The 17,856-nt window shown below is 69.9% G+C and carries 17 protein-coding genes; 5 read left to right on the top strand and 12 right to left on the bottom strand.

Going from position 1 to position 17,856, the window contains the following annotated elements:
* Window positions 1-123 precede the first annotated feature (123 nt).
* The 8 genes from FG385_RS26640 to FG385_RS26605 form a co-directional block, all read right to left on the bottom strand.
* Window positions 124-423: a YciI family protein gene (locus FG385_RS26640; protein ID WP_139099536.1), complete on the bottom strand. Its 300-nt coding sequence runs from the start codon at window positions 421-423 to the stop codon at window positions 124-126.
* 8 nt (window positions 424-431) lie between these two features.
* Window positions 432-1,109, bottom strand: a complete 678-nt coding sequence (dhaM, locus tag FG385_RS26635) for a dihydroxyacetone kinase phosphoryl donor subunit DhaM (RefSeq protein WP_139099535.1) — start codon at window positions 1,107-1,109, stop codon at window positions 432-434.
* The gene (gene dhaL, locus FG385_RS26630; protein ID WP_139099534.1) at window positions 1,106-1,738 is read right to left on the bottom strand and encodes a dihydroxyacetone kinase subunit DhaL; all 633 of its coding nucleotides are present in this window, start codon (window positions 1,736-1,738) and stop codon (window positions 1,106-1,108) included. Before dhaL ends, dhaM begins: the two co-directional genes overlap by 4 nt.
* Before the next feature lies 1 nt (window position 1,739).
* Window positions 1,740-2,741 carry a dihydroxyacetone kinase subunit DhaK gene (gene dhaK, locus FG385_RS26625; RefSeq protein ID WP_139099533.1) on the bottom strand — a complete coding sequence of 334 codons (1,002 nt, stop codon included), beginning with the start codon at window positions 2,739-2,741 and terminating at the stop codon, window positions 1,740-1,742.
* Window positions 2,742-2,911: 170 nt separating this feature from the next.
* Window positions 2,912-3,886 carry a DUF3558 domain-containing protein gene (locus FG385_RS26620; protein WP_139099532.1) on the bottom strand — a complete coding sequence of 325 codons (975 nt, stop codon included), beginning with the start codon at window positions 3,884-3,886 and terminating at the stop codon, window positions 2,912-2,914.
* Between the two features lie 46 nt (window positions 3,887-3,932).
* The gene (locus FG385_RS26615) at window positions 3,933-4,196 is read right to left on the bottom strand and encodes a hypothetical protein (RefSeq protein ID WP_139099531.1); all 264 of its coding nucleotides are present in this window, start codon (window positions 4,194-4,196) and stop codon (window positions 3,933-3,935) included.
* Window positions 4,197-4,209: 13 nt separating this feature from the next.
* Complete coding sequence (locus tag FG385_RS26610; protein ID WP_139099530.1) at window positions 4,210-5,910, bottom strand: sodium:solute symporter family protein; 1,701 nt, start codon at window positions 5,908-5,910, stop codon at window positions 4,210-4,212.
* 185 nt (window positions 5,911-6,095) lie between these two features.
* Window positions 6,096-6,641, bottom strand: coding sequence for a hypothetical protein (locus FG385_RS26605; RefSeq protein WP_139099529.1), 546 nt, complete (start codon window positions 6,639-6,641; stop codon window positions 6,096-6,098).
* 211 nt (window positions 6,642-6,852) lie between these two features.
* Between FG385_RS26605 and FG385_RS26600 the strand changes: the two genes are divergently transcribed.
* Complete coding sequence (locus FG385_RS26600) at window positions 6,853-7,338, top strand: monooxygenase family protein (protein ID WP_139099528.1); 486 nt, start codon at window positions 6,853-6,855, stop codon at window positions 7,336-7,338.
* Between the two features lie 3 nt (window positions 7,339-7,341).
* Here the strand turns inward: FG385_RS26600 and nucS are convergent, their stop codons facing one another.
* Window positions 7,342-8,001, bottom strand: coding sequence for an endonuclease NucS (gene nucS / locus FG385_RS26595; RefSeq protein WP_200834663.1), 660 nt, complete (start codon window positions 7,999-8,001; stop codon window positions 7,342-7,344).
* 38 nt (window positions 8,002-8,039) lie between these two features.
* Here nucS and FG385_RS26590 point away from each other — a divergent pair, with 38 nt between their 5' ends.
* Together FG385_RS26590 and FG385_RS26585 are read left to right on the top strand one after the other, a co-directional pair.
* Window positions 8,040-8,576 carry an NUDIX domain-containing protein gene (locus FG385_RS26590; protein ID WP_139099527.1) on the top strand — a complete coding sequence of 179 codons (537 nt, stop codon included), beginning with the start codon at window positions 8,040-8,042 and terminating at the stop codon, window positions 8,574-8,576.
* A gap of 79 nt (window positions 8,577-8,655) precedes the next feature.
* The gene (locus FG385_RS26585; protein ID WP_139099526.1) at window positions 8,656-10,182 is read left to right on the top strand and encodes an APC family permease; all 1,527 of its coding nucleotides are present in this window, start codon (window positions 8,656-8,658) and stop codon (window positions 10,180-10,182) included.
* A 1-nt stretch (window position 10,183) separates the two neighbouring features.
* On the opposite strand, the gene FG385_RS26580 is transcribed toward FG385_RS26585, so the two are convergent.
* Both FG385_RS26580 and FG385_RS26575 read right to left on the bottom strand, forming a co-directional pair.
* Window positions 10,184-10,951, bottom strand: coding sequence for an enoyl-CoA hydratase-related protein (locus FG385_RS26580; protein WP_139099525.1), 768 nt, complete (start codon window positions 10,949-10,951; stop codon window positions 10,184-10,186).
* A gap of 353 nt (window positions 10,952-11,304) precedes the next feature.
* Window positions 11,305-14,256, bottom strand: a complete 2,952-nt coding sequence (locus FG385_RS26575) for an ATP-binding protein (RefSeq protein WP_160148891.1) — start codon at window positions 14,254-14,256, stop codon at window positions 11,305-11,307.
* Window positions 14,257-14,429: 173 nt separating this feature from the next.
* Here FG385_RS26575 and FG385_RS26570 point away from each other — a divergent pair, with 173 nt between their 5' ends.
* Entirely contained in the window at window positions 14,430-15,602 is a 1,173-nt protein-coding gene (locus FG385_RS26570; protein WP_139099523.1) for a hypothetical protein, read from the top strand.
* Window positions 15,595-15,828 carry a hypothetical protein gene (locus FG385_RS26565; protein ID WP_139099522.1) on the top strand — a complete coding sequence of 78 codons (234 nt, stop codon included), beginning with the start codon at window positions 15,595-15,597 and terminating at the stop codon, window positions 15,826-15,828. The genes FG385_RS26570 and FG385_RS26565 overlap by 8 nt, the downstream gene beginning before the upstream one ends.
* On the opposite strand, the gene FG385_RS26560 is transcribed toward FG385_RS26565, so the two are convergent.
* Window positions 15,759-17,813: an ATP-binding protein gene (locus tag FG385_RS26560; protein WP_160148890.1), complete on the bottom strand. Its 2,055-nt coding sequence runs from the start codon at window positions 17,811-17,813 to the stop codon at window positions 15,759-15,761. The genes FG385_RS26565 and FG385_RS26560 overlap by 70 nt on opposite strands.
* Window positions 17,814-17,856 lie beyond the last annotated feature (43 nt).

The following is a 17,856-nucleotide window of genomic DNA, read 5'->3' as shown; positions in this document are numbered from 1 at the left end:
CGATTGGCTCGCGGGGGAAACCGAACCGGAACCAACCGCTGACCTGACCGCGATCTCGGGTGAACCTACCGGGCGGTAAGTCCATCGATAGTGCCACGTCCGGCGCCGCGGAGCGAGCCTGGGCTACCTGCCGTCCAGCCAGATGGTCCACGGCCAGATCGACTTGATGCGGAACACCCCGGCCGTCGTCCACGGATCCTCGGCGAAGACCGCGCGGACCTCGGCTTCGCCGGCAGCCTCGACCATGAGCAGTGCGATGTCTTCCTCGCTGTCGCTGCCGACCGGCCCGCCGAGGACGACGACACCCGCCTCGACCAGCCCATCAGCGAACCTGGCGTGCTCAGCCCAGCCCGGTTGCTGCCGGATTCCAAGTGCTGGGTCCCAGTTCGGCCCCCTGGCCGTCCGTACCGCGAACACTGCCATGGTTCGCCCTACGACTCCCCGAAATCGGTTTCGACGAGTTGCTGCACGGCGTCGAGCGCGTGCGCCGCCTGCGCTCCGCGCGCCCGCACCTCGATCCGGTCGCCCTTGCGCGCGCCGAGCGACATCAGGGCGAGCACGCTGTGCGCGTCGGCCTCCTGGTCCCCCAGCGCCACGCTGACCTCCGCCTCGATGCCGGACAGCGTGCGCGCCAGCACGGCGGCCGGCCGCGCGTGCAGGCCGACTTCGTTGTGCAGCACCAGTTCCAGCTTGTCCACGTCCGCTCCCCTGGTGGCCGTGGGCGCCGCCTGGTCAGGGGAACCCGCGGCGACCGCCGCGGCGACGACGTCCGCGCGGCTCGCCCCACCCTGTGCGGCAACCGCGGCGGCAACGGTGCCTTCGACGAACGGGCCGTCGGCGACCGCGACCGTTTCGGCCTCGGGCAGCGACTCGACGGCGAGTTCGGCCGTCATCTGCGCGCTGCCCAGGTCGTAGAGCAGGACCACGCCGTCCCCCCGGTCGGCCTGCCCGATCGCGGCGACCACCTGGTCGTAGTCCGTGCCGATACCGCCTTCGGCGAGCCCGCCCGCGGGCACGATCGGCACCTCGGGCGCCATCTGCGCGGCGACCTCCGCGAGCCCTTCGGCGAGCTTCGCGCTGTGCGAGACCAGAACCAGCCCGACGGTCACCGCGCCGCCCTCGCCAGCGAGCCGAGCAGCAACGCCGTCGACCGGGCGCCGGGATCGAGATGGCCCGCGCTGCGCTCGCCGAGGTAGGAGGCGCGACCCTTGCGCGCCACCATGTCCACAGTGGACTCAGCACCCTTGGCCGCGCCGTCCGCGGCCGCGGTGAGCACGCCCGCGATGTCCACCCCCTCGGCGCCCGCCGCCTGCTCCGCCGCGGCCACCGCCGCGAGCAGCGCGTCGACCATCGTCTTGTCTCCCTCGACGGCCTTCCCGCGCGCCTGCACGCCTTCCAGCGCGGCCCGCAGCCCGGCCACCACGGCGGCCGTGTCCAGTTCGGACCCGGTACCCACCACCGTCGAGGCTCGCAGGAAAGCCGTGCCGTACAACGGACCCGCGGCCCCGCCGACCTTCGAGATCAGCGTCGTCGCGGCGAGTTTGAGCACCGCGCCCGGCGTCTCGGGCACCGCAGTGTCCAAAGAGGACACTATGGCGACGAAGCCCCGGTTCATGTTCTCGCCGTGGTCGCCGTCCCCGATCGCCCGGTCGAGCTCGATCAGCTCGACGCGGTGCTCGGCGATGACGGCCGCGGCGGCACGCAGGGCATCCGCGACCCCGTTCGCGGTGCAACTCATCTCAGCTCCTCCAGCGCAGTGCGGCGGTGTTGACAGGAGCATCCCACAGCTGCAGCAGCTCGTCGTCCACTTTGAGCAGCGTGAGGCTCATCCCCTGCATCTCCAGGCTCGTGATGTACGGGCCGACGAGCCGCCGTTCGACGGTGATGCCCCGCTCGGCGAGCAGGCGTTCGGCGATCCCGTGCGCCAGGTACAGCTCGACCAGCGGGGTGCCGCCCATCGAGTTGGTGAACAGCAGCACCCGGTCGCCTGCGCCGAACGGCAGATCCTCGGCGACCGCGGCGACCATGCGCTCGACGAGCGCGTCGGCCGGTTCGAGCTTGATGCGCTCGCGGCCTGGCTCGCCGTGGATGCCGATGCCGAACTCGATCTCGTCGTCCGCGAGGTCGAAGCTGGGCTCACCGACATGCGGCACGGTCGGCGCGGTGAGCGCGACCCCGATCGAGCGAACCTGCCCGATCACCTTGCGCGCCAGCTGTTCCACCGCGTCGAGCGAGTCACCGCGTGCGGCGGCCGCGCCGGCGATCTTCTCCAGCAGCACCGTCCCGCCGACGCCCCGGCGGCCGGCGGTGAACGTGGAGTCCGCGACCGCGACGTCGTCGTCGATCACCACGCTGCGCACGTCGAGCCCTTCGGCGGCGGCCAGTTCGGCGGCGGTCTCGAAGTTCAGCACGTCGCCGGTGTAGTTCTTCACGATCAGGAGCGCGCCCGCCTCGCCCGTCGTGGCCGTGACGGCGGCCTGCACCGCGTCCGGTGTCGGGGAGGTGAACACGGCGCCCGGCACGGCCGCGTCGAGCATGCCCTCGCCGACGAACCCGGCGTGCAGCGGTTCGTGCCCCGAGCCGCCGCCCGAGATGACCGCGACCTTCCCGGCCACGGGGGCGCCCGCCCTGATCACCACGTCCGGTTCGTACTGGACCCGGAGCAGGTCGGGATGCGCGACGGCGAGCCCCCGCAGTGATTCGGTGACCACGTTGGCCGGATCGTTGATGATCTTCTTCATTGACCGCCTCCGTTGGCTTCGATCTCCGGTGTTCTGTCTACCTTCGATCGTCCACGGTCGCCAGCACCGGCAGCGGGTCCGCGGGTCCGCGGGTCCGCGGGTCCGCGATTACGATGCCGGGACCACCGGGACAGCCGGGCTGCCTCAGGCTGGTGAACCTCGGCAGTCTCCTAGGCGTGCGGCAGCTTGGGGATCACCGACCGCGCGATCGCCGCCGCCTTGCCGCAGGCGTCGTCGTTGGCGGCGTCGTCGTGATAGTTGTCGTACTGGACCGAGACGACTTCGCCCGATCCGTTCCCCATCGGCAGGTGCAGCCAGTTCACGAAGCACCGGCGGCCTGAGCCGGTCTCCAACCGCTGGTAGCCGGTGACGCCGTCGCCGAGGTCGACGGGTGTGGCGCCGTTCGCGTCAGGCGCGGGCTTGATGCCGTAGTCCAGATATCCGGTCGCGGAACCGCCCGACCACGTGCACCCGTGCAGGCCGTAGACCTGGCCCGTCGAACCACGGCCGAGTGCGTCCGTGATCACGTTCTCATCGGTGACGGCGCAGAAGTCGACGGTGAGGAGCGTGCTGGGCGGCTGTGGCAGGCGAGCCGGATTGTCATGCAGGCGCCGGAGAATGCCCTGCAGGCCGGTCTGCCCCGCGTTGCAGGGGTCACCGCCGTCGTAGGTGACACGGAGCGAGATGCCGTAGCCGGGGCTGCGAGAGGTCACGGCCGTGACCGTGCACAAGCTGCCGTCCGGACCGTCCTCCAGCAGCGGCAGACTGCCGACCGTGCCGGAGGCGTCGCGCGTCTTCAGGGTGATGTCGTCGAGCTGGAGGTTGAGCGAGAGGTCCTTGCCGCCGGCGTCGGCGACGTCGGCCGAGCATTCGGTGAGCGAGGACGCGTCCTGCGAACCGGCCTTGACCGTGCCCAGCTCCGAGAGCGTCCGCGAGTCGAGCAGCCCGCACGGATCGACCGTGCGCAGGTTCGCGAAGGAGGCGGCTTCGTCGGTGATCGGGCTGTCCGCCGCGGCGGCGGCGGTCACCGTGGTGCGCGGGAAGTTCTGCCTGCTCAGGTCCGGTCCGCACGCGGTGGCCAGCAGCGCGGCCAGCAGCAGGGGCCAGCCGAGACGAGGCCGGGCGGAACGGGCAGGTGAACGCACGCCTGCACCGTATCCGCACCGGCCTCGCCGGGTCGTGCGAACGGAGCTATTCGCCCGAAGGCGGTTCCTGCGGTACCCGGATCGGGCGGACCAGCGCCCACAGCACGAACAGCGCGGTGAACACGAGCAGGCCGGCACCGCCCCACAGGTTGATGTTGACCCCGGCGGCCTTGGCGATCTCGGCGTCGCTGGTGAACGCCGCGCCCATGATGGTCAGGACGATGCCGTACACGCCGGTCAGCAGCGCGATGATGAGGCGGATGTCGAACGCGCCTGCCTTGCGCGTGCGCCGCGTGGGTTCCGTTGCCATGACGGTCGTCCTCCTAGAAGGCCATGTTCAGCGCGATGGTGAGCACCAGGGCGATCCCCGCCAGCAGGACCGGCTTGCGGTACCAGCCGGCGTCCTGACCGGTGGTCTCGTGCTTGAGGGTCGAACGCGGGGTGAGCGAGTAGACGAGGCCGACCAGCTCCGCTTCGGGTTTGGGCTTCGTGGCGTAGGTGACCGCGACGCTCACGACGATGTCGACCACGAAGGCGGCGATCGCGGCGAGGAAGCTGGAGCCCTGGCCAGGGAGGTTGATGGTGCCGGTCTCGTTGAGCACGAACACCACGACCGCCGACGCGGTGCCGAACACGAGGCCCGACCAGCCCGCCGCCTTCGTCATCCGCTTCCAGAACATACCGAGGATGAACGTGGCGAACAGCGGCGCGTTGAAGAAGGAGAACAGCGTCTGCAGGTAGTCCATCAGGTTCGAGTAGGTCGAAGCGATGAACGCCGTGCCGATCGCGAGGATGGTGGCGATCGCGGTGACCACGCGGCCGAGGCGCAGGTAGTACCCGTCCGGCCGGTCCTTCCTGACGTAACGCTCCCAGATGTCATACGTGAACACGGTGTTGAACGAGCTCAGGTTCGCGGCCATGCCGGCCATGAACGACGCGAGCAGGCCCGCGATGGCGACGCCGAGGATGCCGTTGGGCAGCAGGTCCCGCATCAGCAGCAGGAGCGCGTCGTTGAAGGTCGCCCCGCTGGGCGCGGACGTGCCGTCGAGCAGCGCCTGCTTGTTCTGGCCCATCAGCTCGGTCACGGTGACCGCGGCGATCATGCCCGGGATCATCACGATGAACGGGATGAACATCTTCGGGAACGCGCCGATGATCGGGGTGCGGCGCGCGGCCGACATGCTCTTCGAGGCCAGCGCGCGCTGGACCTCGACGAAGTTCGTGGTCCAGTAGCCGAAGGACAGCACGAACCCGAGGCCGAAGACCAGGCCGAGGACCGACAGGAAGTTGCTGGAGAAGCCGGTCAGCTGGTTGCCCGGCCACGAGTGCAGCTGCTCGCCACCACCCGGGCTGCCCGTGACCTTGTCCATCAGGCCACCCCAGCCGCCGACCTTGTACAGCCCGACGACGGTGAGCGGGATCAGCGCGGCGAGGATGACGAAGAACTGGAGCACCTCGTTGTAGATCGCGGCCGAGAGACCACCCAGCGCGGTGTAGGTGAGCACGATCGCGGCCGCGACGATGATCGAGACCCAGATCGGCCAGCCGAGCAGCAGGTTGACGACGCTGGCGAGCAGGTACAGGTTCGCGCCCGCGATGAGGATCTGCGCGAGCGCGAAGCTGGCGCTGTTGACCCAGTGCGCGGCCGGCCCGAAGCGGCGCAGCATGAACTCGGGCACGCTGCGGACCTTGGAGCCGTAGTAGAACGGCATCATCACGACGCCGAGGAACAGCATCGCCGGGATGGCGCCGATCCAGTAGTAGTGAGCCGTCGGCAGGCCGTACTGGGCACCGTTGGCCGACATGCCCATGATCTCGACGGCGCCGAGGTTCGCGGAGATGAAGGCGAGGCCGGTGACCCAGGCCGGCAGCGAGCGCCCGGACAGGAAGAAGTCGAGACTGGTCGAAACCTGCCGCCGGGCCAGGTAGCCGATGCCGAGCACCAGCACGAAGTAGAACGCGAGCAACACGTAGTCGATCGCGCTCGCATCAAGTCGCAGGTTCGCTGCGGCTAGGACATGCACCGGTGCACCTCCACGAGTCAACACCATTCAACAAGAAACACCAGGATCAACCTGACAAGCGCACATTACTACCTGGTATCCGGCGCGCGTCGGCGACCTGGGTGTGTTGACCGTGTTGAGACCGAAGTTGGTGAGGAGCCAACCGCACGGAGTGAGCACCGGCAACCCGGGAGCGACGGCTGCTGCTACCGGCAGGTCACGTCGGTGACGGTCGCCTTCGGCTGCACCCTGCTCGAGTTCGTGCTGAGTATCGAATTCGATACCCGGAACCGGGTACCACCGTCCCCATATGCGGTGCCGATCACCTCGCCGGATTCGTCGCCCGAAATCGAGTACGTGACGTCGCAGGTGCCGTAGGAAGTCATTCGGTCCGCGCCGTACTTGTAGTTCAACATCGGTTCCACGACGACGTTGCAGCCGGCAGTGCCGAAGCATTGTTTACTCGTGACCTTCAACTCGACCGTGAAGTCGTCTTTCCGAATCGGCGGAGGCGAGTACGTGCTCGTCGTGGGCGGCGCACTGTATCGGTACGTTGTGGGCGGCGTGCTCACCGAGCCACCGGCGCCGACCCATTGACCAGCGGCGTTGAAGCAGGGCACGGACTGAGCCTTGTCGGCGCAGGGACTCGATGCGCTGTCACCGTTGCGAATGGCAAGCGCGATCCCGACAACCGAGGCCGACACGACGACCGCACCGGCGACGAGACCTATCCCCAATTTCGTCGGATCCATAATGGCGGCACTCCCCTTGCACTGTGGCCTTTGGACTGGGGAACGCGCGCACCATCCCGCTTGTTACCGACCGTTGCCGAACGATGACCGTTAGCGGTGCCCGAAGCCCAACTGTTCCGGCATCGAAGAATGTGGCCCGCGCCGCCGCGGTAACGCGAGCCCGCGCGCGGCCGACTTCCTCACACCGGACCGTCGGACGCGTGGAGGCGCCATGGCGCAGATTCACAAGGGCAAATGGGCCGCCGAGCTCGACGGCGATTTCGTGGTGTTCCTCATCGGGGCCCGGCCGAGCGTGCGGCATCCGCTCGCCTGGTTCCGAGACCTGGGCGGCCGTCGCGGGATGAAGCACATGCTCGACCGGCTCACCGCGGATCCGGACAGCGGCCTGCTCGGCTACACGATGGGCTTTCCCGTGATCGTCCAGTACTGGCGCAGCTTCGAGCACCTCGAGGCGTTCGCCGCCGACACCGGTGAGGCGCATCCCGGTGCCGAGAAGACCTACTGGCAGCGGGTGAGCCGCCACGGGCACGGTGCCGGCATCTGGCACGAGACGTTCCTCGTCAAGGCCGGGCAGTACGAAGCCGTATACGGCAACATGCCGGCTTTCGGACTCGGCGCGGCCCGCGGCGGGCGGTTGCACCGGGCCACCAACACCGCGAGGGAACGTCTGCGCGCGGCCGGTGCCGAGCCGGTCTGACGTTCAGAACAGCCTGAACTCGTCGCTCTCGGTGCCGCGCAGCCGGTCGTAGTCCAGCGTCAGGCAGCGGATGCCCCGGTCCTCGGCCAGCGTCCGCGCCTGCGGCTTGATCAGCTGCGCGGCGAACACGCCCTGCACCGGCGCGAGCAGCGGATCGCGGTTGAGCAGCTCCAGGTACCGCGTCAGCTGCTCCACGCCGTCGATCTCGCCGCGGCGTTTGATCTCGACCGCGACCGTGCCGCCGTCGGCGTCGCGGCACAGGATGTCCACCGGCCCGATCGCGGTCGGGTACTCGCGCCGCACGAGTGAGTAGCCGTCGCCGAGCGTCGTGATGTGCTCGGCCAGCAGCTCCTGCAGATGGGCTTCGACGCCGTCCTTCTGCAGGCCCGGCTCGGCGCCCAGCTCGTGCTTCACGTCGTTGATCCGCTCCTCGATGCTGATCACGAGCTTCTCGCCGGCCTTGTTCTGCACGGTCCAGAGGTCGCCGTCCTCGATGAGCCAGCACGGCGGGCTCATCCAGTTGAGCGGTTTGTAGGCGCGGTCGTCCGAATGGATCGACACCGACCCGTCGGCCTTGACCAGCAGCAGACGGATGGCCATCGGCAGGTGGGCGGTCAGGCGGCCGGCGTAGTCGACCTGGCAGCGAGCGATCACGAGGCGCACCCGAGGAGGGTAGAAGACGCGTTCGGCACACTGATCGGGTGGATCCCATTCAGCAGATGAGCTCCCGCGAGGTGTACCGCAACGACTGGATGACCGTGCGCGAGGACGGTATCCGCCGCCCCGACGGTTCCGCGGGCATCTACGGCGTCATCGACAAGCCCCAGTACGCCCTCGTCATCCCCCTCGACGACGACCGGCTGCACCTCGTCGAGCAGTTCCGGTACCCGCTGGGTCTGCGCCGCTGGGAGTTCCCGCAGGGCACCGCGCCCGAACTGGCCGAGGTCGAACCGCTCGAACTCGCCGCTCGCGAGCTGCGCGAGGAAACCGGGCTGGTCGCCGGGAAGATGGCGGACCTGGGCCTGCTCGACGTCGCGGCCGGGATGTCGAGCCAGCGGGGCCGCGTCTTCCTCGCGACCGGCCTCACCGAGGGCCCGCACGAACGCGAGCACGAAGAGCAGGACATGCGCACGGCCTGGTTCACCCGCGCCGAATTCGAGCGCCTCGTCGGGACCGGCGAGATCACCGACGCCCAGTCGATCGCCGCGTACACCCTCTTGTTGCTCAAGGAAAGGTGATTGTTACCGGCAGCAACGTCGAGGCAATGCCGGCGATCTAGCGTTCGGGAATTCGCCCGGTCCCCTCCGGAGGCATCGAATGACCGATATCACCGCCAGTCCGATCGCCGTCGCCGAATCCCAGCCCAAGCACGGTCGCCTCGCGGCCGGCGCGCTGGGCCTGCCCTCAGTCCTGTTCTGCATCGTCACCGGCGCCGCGCCGCTGACCGCGATGCTGTTCAACGTCCCGGTCGCCGTGCAGGGCGGCGGGTATGCGGCCCCGGCCGCGTTCCTGCTCGCCACGGTGGCGCTGACGATCTTCTCCGTCGGCTATATCGCGATGAGCCGCCGCGTCACCTCCGCCGGTGGCTTCTACACCTTCGTCACGCGCGGGCTCGGTCGAATCATCGGAGTAGGCAGCGGCGTGCTGATCGCGTTGTGCTACGTCGTGTTCGCGGCCGCGGTGATCGGGGTGATGGGCTACTTCGCCGCCACGAGTGTCGAGTCGTGGACCGGGGTTTCGATACCCGCGTGGGTGTACATGATCGCCGGGCTCGCGGTCATGACGCTGCTCGCGTGGTTCCACATCGAGCTGACCTCGAAGGTGCTCGGCGTGCTGCTGGTGTCGGAGGTGCTGGCGCTGCTGGCACTCGGGATCGGCGTCCTCGCGCACGGCGGCGCGCACGGGTTCTCCGCGAAACCGTTCAACCCGGTCGAAATCTTCGGCAACGGCAGTGCTGTCTCGGTGTTCGGCGGTGCCGCGGCCGGGGTCGCGCTGTTCGCCGCTTTCTGGTCGTGGGTCGGCTTCGAGATGGCCCCGAACTACGCCGAGGAATCCCGTGACCCGCACCGGATCGCCCGTTCCGCGACGTACGCGTCGGTGATCGGGCTCGGCGTCTTCTACATGTTCGTGTCGTACATGTTCGTCTCCGGCTGGGGCCTGCCCGAGTCGGTGCAGGCGGTCAAGGACCAGTTCGACGGCGTGTTCGCGTCGGCGTTCTACCCGCTGTCCGACCGGTATGTCGGCTCGCCGCTGACCACGGTCATGCAGATCCTGGCCATCACCAGCTCGTTCGCGTGCGCGATGGCGTTCTACAACACGGGATCGCGTTACCTGTTCTCGCTGGGCCGCGAAGGCGTCCTGCCCGCGAGGATGGCGCTCACGTCGAAGCGGCACAGCCCGGCGGTCGCGTCGATGACGGTGACGACCGTGGTGGCCTTGTTCGGGTTCGCCTTCGTGCTGTATGACCCCAGCACCGAAGGGGCGTTGCTGAAACTGGGCACCTGGGCCCCGCTGCTCGGCGTGTTCGGCATCCTCGGCGTCCAGGCGCTCGCGTCGATCGCGATCATCCGGTACTTCCTGACCAAGGCCCGCGACGGTTTCCGCTGGTGGTCGACGTTCGTCGCGCCGATCATCGGTGGCGCCGCGATGATCGGCGCGTGCTACCTGCTGGTGGCGAACCGCAGCGCGCTCTCGGGCGCGGGTGACGCGTGGTTCATCAAGTACCTGCCGGAGATCGCGCTCGGCATGTTCCTCGTGGGCGTCGTGATCGCGCTCGTGATGCGCGGCCGGGACAGGGAGAAGTACGCCCGGCTCGGCCATTTCACGCTCGCCGAGCCGGACTGACTCACCAGCTCGGCTTGCGCTTCTCGAGGAAGGCGGCCATGCCCTCGCGGGCGTCGGGGGTCTGCGAGGCGGCCGCCATCACCTCGAGCGCGATCGCGTAGGCATCCGCCTCGGGCCGGTCGAGCTGGGCGTAGAGGGTCGCCTTGCCCAGCGTCTTGCTCGCCCGGCTCCCCCGCGTCGCCCGGCCGAGCAGTTCGGCGACGGCCTCGTCGAGTCGCTCATCGGGCACGACGCGGTTGACCAGGCCCCAGTCGAGCGCGGTCGCGGCGTCGATTGGATCGCCGGTCAGCGCCAGTTCCATCAACCGCTTGCGCCCGACGGCCCGCGCCACCGGGACGGCCGGCGTATGGCAGAACCACCCGCCCTTACCACCCGGCAGCGCGAACCCGGCCGATTCCGCCGCGACAGCCAGATCGCACGACGCGACGAGCTGGCAGCCGGCGGCGGTCGCGAGCCCGTGCACGCGCGCGACGACGACCTGCGGAACGGACTGGATCGTCTTCATCAGCTCGACGCACAGCCGCAACAGCTCCCGGACACCCGCGTAGTCCCGTGCCGCCACGTCGGCGAAGTCATGTCCCGCGGAGAACACCGGCCCCGCCGCGGCGAGCACGATCCCGGTCGCGTCCGTCGTGCCCGCCTCGCGGAACGCCGCCAGCAACTCGGCGAGATGCGCCTCCGACAGGGAGTTACGCCGGGCGGCGCGGTTCATCGTGATCGTGATCGTGTCGCCGTCGCGCTTGACCAGGATGTGCTCGTAGTCGGTCATACCCCGACGGTACTGCCCGCGAGAGGTCACGTCATCGTGCAGATCCACCACAGCGGGACCGCGGCGACGACAGCGAACTGGGTGGCGCAGTTGATCTTGTGGTGCCAGCGAAGACGCACGTCGGCTCCTTGGTAACTCGGGGAGGGGGAAGGTGTCCCTTGTGGACGGCCAGGAGATTAGGCCCGTGATCAACAAAGGAGCAAGCGCCGGAAATCGACCGGACGTGTCACTCCATACCGCGGCAGGGCGATTGAACGTGCGCTCAGCCGCGCCTCGACCAGGTCTTTCGTCCGGACCGGCCGTGTTCTCGGCACTCTGAGCAGAAGTCAGGGTTCCGTAGAGTGAACCGGTTATCACCTGTTCGAGTGAGGCCACCACAGGACATGTTCGCCCGAGGTGTCACGCGCCGCGGGGATGACCGGCTCCGGCCCGAGTTCCGCCAGCCTGCGGTCCAGCACGGAGGCCCGCCATCTCTCGCCACGGTCGCGGAAGATCCCGACCGCCCGCTGCCAGGCGTCCCGCGCCTCCTTGCGCTCGCCCAGCCGCAGCCAAGCCTGGCCGAGCAGGTCGAGCCCCTCGGCTTCGGCCGTCGCGTCGGCGGCGGGCGAAGCGAGTTCGAGCACCCTGCGCCCGCACCGCACGGCGTCGGGCAACCGGTTCCGGTCGAGCGCCAGCTCCGCCAGCACCAGGTACAGGCGCAGCCCGCCGCTGACGTCCTGCACCTGGTCGAACAGTGCGGCCGCCTGCGCGCCCCGTTCCTCGGCACGCCCGTGGTGCCCCGCCATCCGGGCGACCGCGCACAGCTCCGTCAACGTCGCCAGCCGGCCCGCCGGGTCCTCCAGCCGCTCCCGGATCCGCAACGCCCGCTCGAAATGTCCAGCGGCCGGTTCGAGTAAGCGCTTTCGGGCGAGGCTCTGTCCCAAACCGTGCTCCGCCTTGCCCTCACGCTCGTCGTCTCCCAGCTCCCGCGCCATCCGGAGGCAGTCGCCGTACCTCTCGGCTGCCGCCTCGTACCGGCCCTCGCGCTGAGCCAGGGCTGCGAGGTTCATCCGCACCGTCAACTCGGCCATCGGCTCGTCGTGCCGGCCGACGATCTCGCCCGCGCGGTGCAACGCCCCGGCCGCCCCTGCGGTATCGCCGATGGTGACCAGGAAATGCCCGAGGTCGTTGAGCGTGGATGCCAGCGAAAGCTCGTCGATGCCAGCGGCTTCGCGCACGACCGCCGTGTAGGCGCCGACGATCTCGGACGTGAAGCCCATCCTGGTGAACGCGTGGGCGATCAGGTGCGGCACCAGCCACGCGTAGCCGGGCAGTCCCGCCTCGATCGCGTGGCCGATCAGCGCGGTGAGGTTCGTGCGCTCGTCGCGATACCAGCGCATCGCCTCCGCTTCGCCGGAAAAGGTTCGCGCTTCGCCGCCCGGGACCACCGGAGGTAACGGCGGGCGGGCGAGCCGGGGGAAGACGGCCTGGTGCGCCTCGTGCGCGGTGTGCAGATAGTGGCAGTACAGCCGCTCGCGCGCCTGCTCGCGCTCGGGATCGCCTTCGGCTTCCTCGGCGGCGAAGGCGAGCAGCAGATCGTGCATCCGGTAGCGGTCGACGTCGCCCGGCTGCTCGAGCAGATGCGCGCCGACGAGCTCGTCGAGGCGGCGCCGGGTGACCGGCAACGGCTCCCGCCCGAGTGCGGCGGCGGCCGGTACGCCGAACTCCGCGCCCGGATGCACTCCGAGCAGGCGGAACAGCCTGCCGGTCGCGGCGGGCAGCGCGTCGTAGGACAGGCGGAACACCGCGCCGAGGCTCGAGTCCGGCCCGTCCCCGTCGTGGCCGATGGACAGCAGCAAGGTGCTGTCCCGCAGCCGGTTCGCCAACGCCCGCAACGGAATCTCCGGCCTGCTGGCCGCCCGTTCGGCGACGACGGTCAGCGCCAGCGGGAGGCCGCCGCAAAGCTCGGCGAGCGGCTGGACGTCCTCGTCCCCGGACCGGCCGCGAATCCGGCCCGCCATCAGCGTCACCGCCTCAGACGGTGAGAGTGGACCCACGGTGAGCGACGGGATTCCTTGTCGCATCGCGAGTTCCGTCAGGCGTTGCCTGCTGGTGATCACGACCGGACAGGCGCCAAGGATCGGCAAGAGCGCCTGGACATGCGCCGAGTTCTCGGCGTTGTCGAGGATGACGGGCACGGGACGCGCGTCGAGAAGTTCTTGGAGCTTCCGCGCGCGGGCCGCGCCCCCGGCCACCTGCGCCACCGGATAGCCCAGTTGGGCGAGAAGGGATTCCACCGCCACGCGCGGTTCCATCCGCGGCGTGGGCGAGACGCCGCGGAGATCCACGAACAACACGCCGGCGCCGGTGCGCAGCGCCCGCGTGGCCCATCGCACCGCCGTTGCGGTCTTGCCGACCCCGCCGAGGCCCGACAATGCGACGACCGACCCTGCGCCGGTGAGTGCGTCCAGTTGGTCGAGCAGGTCGGCGCGGCCGGTGAAGTCGGCGATCTCGCGCGGAAGCCGGCGCGGCGGAACCTGGCATTCCTCGCTCCTCACTACGGGCGCCCGCCGCTTCAGCGACTCGTGGTGGGCACGCAGTTCGCCGGCCTCCTCGTCGCGCGCCTCCTCTCGCAGCCACCGGTGGGTCGCCAGGTAGTACGCCGTCGTCTCGCTGTGGCGCGCGAGCGCGTGCAGGACGGTGAGCCGCCGCTTGACCAGGCCGACCTCGTACCGGTGCCGGCGATCCAGCTCACCGAGGCGAAGCAGCGCGAGTTCGTACCGGCCGAGCGCGATCTGGGTGTCCAGGAGCAGCTCGTTCGCGGGCAGCCATTCGTCGTGCACGACCCGCCGCCGCCAGTCGCGCGCCGGCTCGCTGTCCAGGTCCGCGAGCGGGCGGTCGCGCCACAGCCCGACCGCGGCGGTGACAAGCTCCAGCGCTTCTTCGTGCTCGGCGCGGCGGTGGTGGAAACGGGCGCGAGTGATCAATTCCCGGAATTGACCGTAATCGATCACCGACTCGTCCACATCGAGCAGGAGACCGCCGTCGACGGTGATTAATCGGGCGCTCGAAACGGACCCGAGCAACAATTGCCGGATTCGGTGACCGTAGGTGTGGAAGGTGCTTTCCGGGTTTTTCGGCGGCCGCTCGTGCTCACGCCATATCCAGCGCACCAGCCGTTCGAACGAGACCCGCCGGCGCGGCTCGGTGAGCAACACCGCCAAGGTCTGGCGCAATCGCGGCGCGCCTATCCGCTGCACGTCCAGCTGCCCGTGCAGCTGCACGATCGTCTCGCCCAGAATGCCGAACTCGAAATCATCACCCACCGCGATCACCTCCTCACTACGAGTTCAGAATGCCAGCCGAGGTTCCGGCTCGTAGCGGAATTCGGTAATTTCATCGATCTGACATGTTCCTGTCGGGAAAGGCCCGCAGCGGTAAGGCGAATGCCCGCCGGCGCGACCAGAATCTGTCAGAACACCCCGAAACGCTCGATGTCATGAACCTCTGGATTCGCGGCCCGCTCGGGCCGGACGCCGCCGCGCGCACCACCGTCGCGGGCTGCAAGACCGTCCTCGCGGTCGTGCCCACGATGACGGCCGGAACCCGGCTGCTGGACGTGCTCCCGCTGGTCGAGACCGACTTTCGCACCCAGACCCTGTTCACCGTGCCGCACACCACCGACGTCTGGCACGGCGTCGAGGAATTCGTGCGGGCACAAGGCGGCCTCGTCGTCCCGTGGCACCAGGCCGTCCGGCACGAGTGGGATCTCGTGGTCGCCGCGAGCCACCGGCACCTGCCCGAACTGAGGGGCCCCATCCTGCTGCTGCCGCACGGCGCGGGTGCCGCGATGTCGCGGAAGTACAGCCGGAAGGCGAACGGCGCGGCGATCCCGACGACCGGCCTGGACCGGGAGCTGCTGACCTACCGCGGGCGCGTGCTGCCCGCGGCGCTCGCCCTCCCGCACGAGGGCGAGCGCGACCTGCTCGCGCGGCGGTGCCCGGAAGCGCTCGACCGGGCCGTGGTCACCGGGGATCTCTGCCTCGACCGGATGCGCGCGAGCCTGCCTTCGCGCCACCGGTACCGGCAGGCGCTCGGGATCGGAGACGATCAACTGCTGGTCACGGTGAGCTCGACGTGGTCGGCGGATTCCGTGCTGGGGCGGTTGCCGTCGCTGTGCCGCAGGCTGCTCGACGAGTTCGCGCACGTGGCGCTGGTGCTGCATCCGCAGGCGTGGGCGGTCCACGGCCGGCGCCAGATCGCGGCGTGGCTGTCCAGGAGCGGGCTGCGGCTCATCCCGCCCGACGAAGGCTGGCGCGCCGCGGTGATCGCGTCCGACTGGGTGCTCGGCGACCACGGCTCGACCACGGCCTACGCCGCGGCGATCGGCCGTCCCGTCACGCTCGCCACCTGGCCCGGCGGGAACCTCCGTGAAGGCAGCATCGCCGAGGTCATCGGGAAACACGCCCCGCGCTTGCGGCTCGGCCGCCCGCTGGCCGCTCAGCGCGACACGGCCGTACGGCGGACGACCGCGCTGCGATCCGCCGCGCTTCCCGCGATCACGTCCCGCCCCGACGGTGCGGCGGCCGCCTTGCGCGCGGTGATGTACGACCTGCTCGGCATCCCCGAACCAGCACAGGCGCCCGCGGTCCCGGCGGTGCCCTGTGCCTGACGTGCCAGGCGTGTACCGGGTCGTGATGCGCTTTCGCGGCAACGAGATCGACTGCCTCGTCGCGCTGCGGGCCGAAGCCGGGGAACCGTGGCTGGCCTGCGCGGACGTGATCGTCGACGGCGGTTCGCCCCTGACGGTGCTCGCGGCGGCGCTCGCCTACGGCCTGGAGATCTCGGCCAGTCTCGCCGCGACCAGTTCGGCCCGCGGATCGGCCGTCGACTCGTAGATCCGCTGCGCCTCGCCGAGATGCTCGCTCGCGGATTCCGTTCGCGCGCAAGCGATGTCGAGTTCCCCGAACGCGAACAGAACCTCGGCGACGTAGTGGGGCGAACCGGCTTCTCGCGTCATCGCCAGCGCCTCGACCATCAGCGGCAGCCCCTCCTCCGGACGGCCCCGGCGCGCGGGCAAAGCCCCGAGCGCGGTCAGCGTCCTCGCGTACTGGATCGGATCGTCGAGGGTGGCCAGCCCCCGCGCGGCTGCCGTCAGTTCTACCTCGGCCTCTTCGATGCGGCCCAGGTCGGCGAGCACCTCTCCAGCCCGGCGGCGGCACAGCGCCACTCCGCGAGGCACGCCGATACGCGCCTGGACCCCGGCCGCGTCACGGAAGTAGTCGAGCGCCGCGAGCAGGTCACCCGAACCGCGCGCCGCGCGGCCGAGCTGGGAAAGCGCGGTGGCCATCGTGAGGTCGTGCTTCTCGGCCCGGCCGAGCCGAAGCGCCAGCTCGTTCTCCGCGACGGCCTCACGAAAACGCCCGATTTTGGCGTAGGCGAAGCCGAGCTGCGAGCGCAGGCGAGCCTCCGCCAGCCGGTTTCCGCACTGCTCGGCGGCAGCGATGCCGAGCCGCTGCAGCTCGATCCAGTCCTGGTAATGCCTGTGGTGCAGGAAGAATCCCCACAGCGCCTCGCAGAACTGCCAGACCAGCTCGGACCAGCCGCGCCGGTCCGCCTCCAGCACCGCGCTGCGGATGCTCGCCTGCTCACGGTCCAGCCAGCCGCCGGCGTCCTCGACCGGCCGGGGCAACGGATTCGCCGCGTAGCGCGGGCCAAGACGCCAGCGGTGCGGATGCACCACCGCGTCCGCCTTGACCGTCATCATCAGGTACCACTCGACGATGTCCCGCCGCGACGGCTCCGGCAGGTCCTGCTCCGCGCGGTCGAGCGCGTGCGCGCGGACGAGATCGTGGAACCTGAACCGGCCCTGCTCGTCCTCGGTGAGCAGGTTGGCGTCGAGCAGTTCTTCGAGCCCGTCGTCGACCTCTTCCGGGGCCGCACCGCTCACGTCGGTCAGCACATCGGCGTCGAAACCGCCGCCGGGATGGAGGCCGCCGAGCCGGTAAAGCCGGGCCGCCGCAGGAGAAAGCCGCACGACGGAGGCATCGAACACGGCCTGCAACGACAGTTCCTCCGACGACAGCCGCAGCAGTGCGAAGCGGCGGCGCAACGAAGCGGTTTCACGCTGGAGGCTTCGATGTGGGCGGGTGCGCAACCGGGCGGAGACGACGGCTAGCGCGAGCGGCAACCCGCCGCAGCTGTCCGAAAGTGCGCGTGCCGCTTGGGGTTCGGCCTCGACCCTCGCCCGCCCGACCAGTTCCGCCAGCAGACCCGCCGATTCCTCGGTGCCGAGCGGGCCGAGCTCGACATAGTGCCCCTGGTTCGCCAGGCCGGCGAGCCGCCACCGGCTCGTCACGACCGCGACGCCCTCCGCGGTCGCGGGCAGCAAGGGGCGGACCTGCGCGGCCGAGACGGCGTTGTCCAGCAGCACGGCGATGGCTCGTTCCGCCGTTAGAGAGCGAAAAGCCGCTTCGCGCTCTTCGATCGCAGCGGGCACGTCGTCCGCCGGCATGCCGAGGGCGGTGAGAAACCGGTGCAGCACCGTGTCCGGTGGCGTCGGCCCGGCGGGATCGAAGGCCGCGAGATCCGCGTACAGCTGCCCGTCGCGATAGTGAGCGCGGACGCTGTGCAGCCAGTGGAGGGCGAGCGTGGTTTTGCCGGTGCCCGCGGGACCCGTGAGGATCACCAGCGGCAGCCGTCCGGCCGAGGCGCGGTACGCGTCGAGTGCGGCGAGCTCTCGCACGCGGCCTGCCACGACGGGTGGCGGCAACGGCAGCTGAGCGGGGGTGACGATCGCGCGCCGCGCATGCACATGCAGCGACCGCACCGAACCCGCCTGCACGACAGGACCGGTGACGGTCCCGTCGAAGCTGTTCGTCACCGGTCTTTCGCACCCCGGCCCGGCCATGCCGTCCCCCAGCTGG

This window comes from Amycolatopsis alkalitolerans (assembly GCF_006152065.1).
Taxonomy (GTDB): Bacteria; Actinomycetota; Actinomycetes; order Mycobacteriales; family Pseudonocardiaceae; genus Amycolatopsis_E; species Amycolatopsis_E alkalitolerans.
The sequence above is the reverse complement of the archived record's forward strand: the minus strand, read 5'-3'. Positions and strand labels throughout refer to the sequence as shown.

Excerpts from the sequence above, each read along its gene's own strand:
- FG385_RS26615 (WP_139099531.1), bottom strand. The coding sequence starts at position 4,196 with ATGGCAACGGAACCCACGCGGCGCACGCGCAAGGCAGGCGCGTTCGAC.
- FG385_RS26585 (WP_139099526.1), top strand. The coding sequence starts at position 8,656 with ATGACCGATATCACCGCCAGTCCGATCGCCGTCGCCGAATCCCAGCCC.
- FG385_RS26600 (WP_139099528.1), top strand. The coding sequence starts at position 6,853 with ATGGCGCAGATTCACAAGGGCAAATGGGCCGCCGAGCTCGACGGCGAT.
- FG385_RS26570 (WP_139099523.1), top strand. The coding sequence starts at position 14,430 with ATGAACCTCTGGATTCGCGGCCCGCTCGGGCCGGACGCCGCCGCGCGC.
- FG385_RS26580 (WP_139099525.1), bottom strand. The coding sequence starts at position 10,951 with ATGACCGACTACGAGCACATCCTGGTCAAGCGCGACGGCGACACGATC.
- FG385_RS26605 (WP_139099529.1), bottom strand. The coding sequence starts at position 6,641 with ATGGATCCGACGAAATTGGGGATAGGTCTCGTCGCCGGTGCGGTCGTC.
- dhaK (WP_139099533.1), bottom strand. The coding sequence starts at position 2,741 with ATGAAGAAGATCATCAACGATCCGGCCAACGTGGTCACCGAATCACTG.
- dhaL (WP_139099534.1), bottom strand. The coding sequence starts at position 1,738 with ATGAGTTGCACCGCGAACGGGGTCGCGGATGCCCTGCGTGCCGCCGCG.
- FG385_RS26640 (WP_139099536.1), bottom strand. The coding sequence starts at position 423 with ATGGCAGTGTTCGCGGTACGGACGGCCAGGGGGCCGAACTGGGACCCA.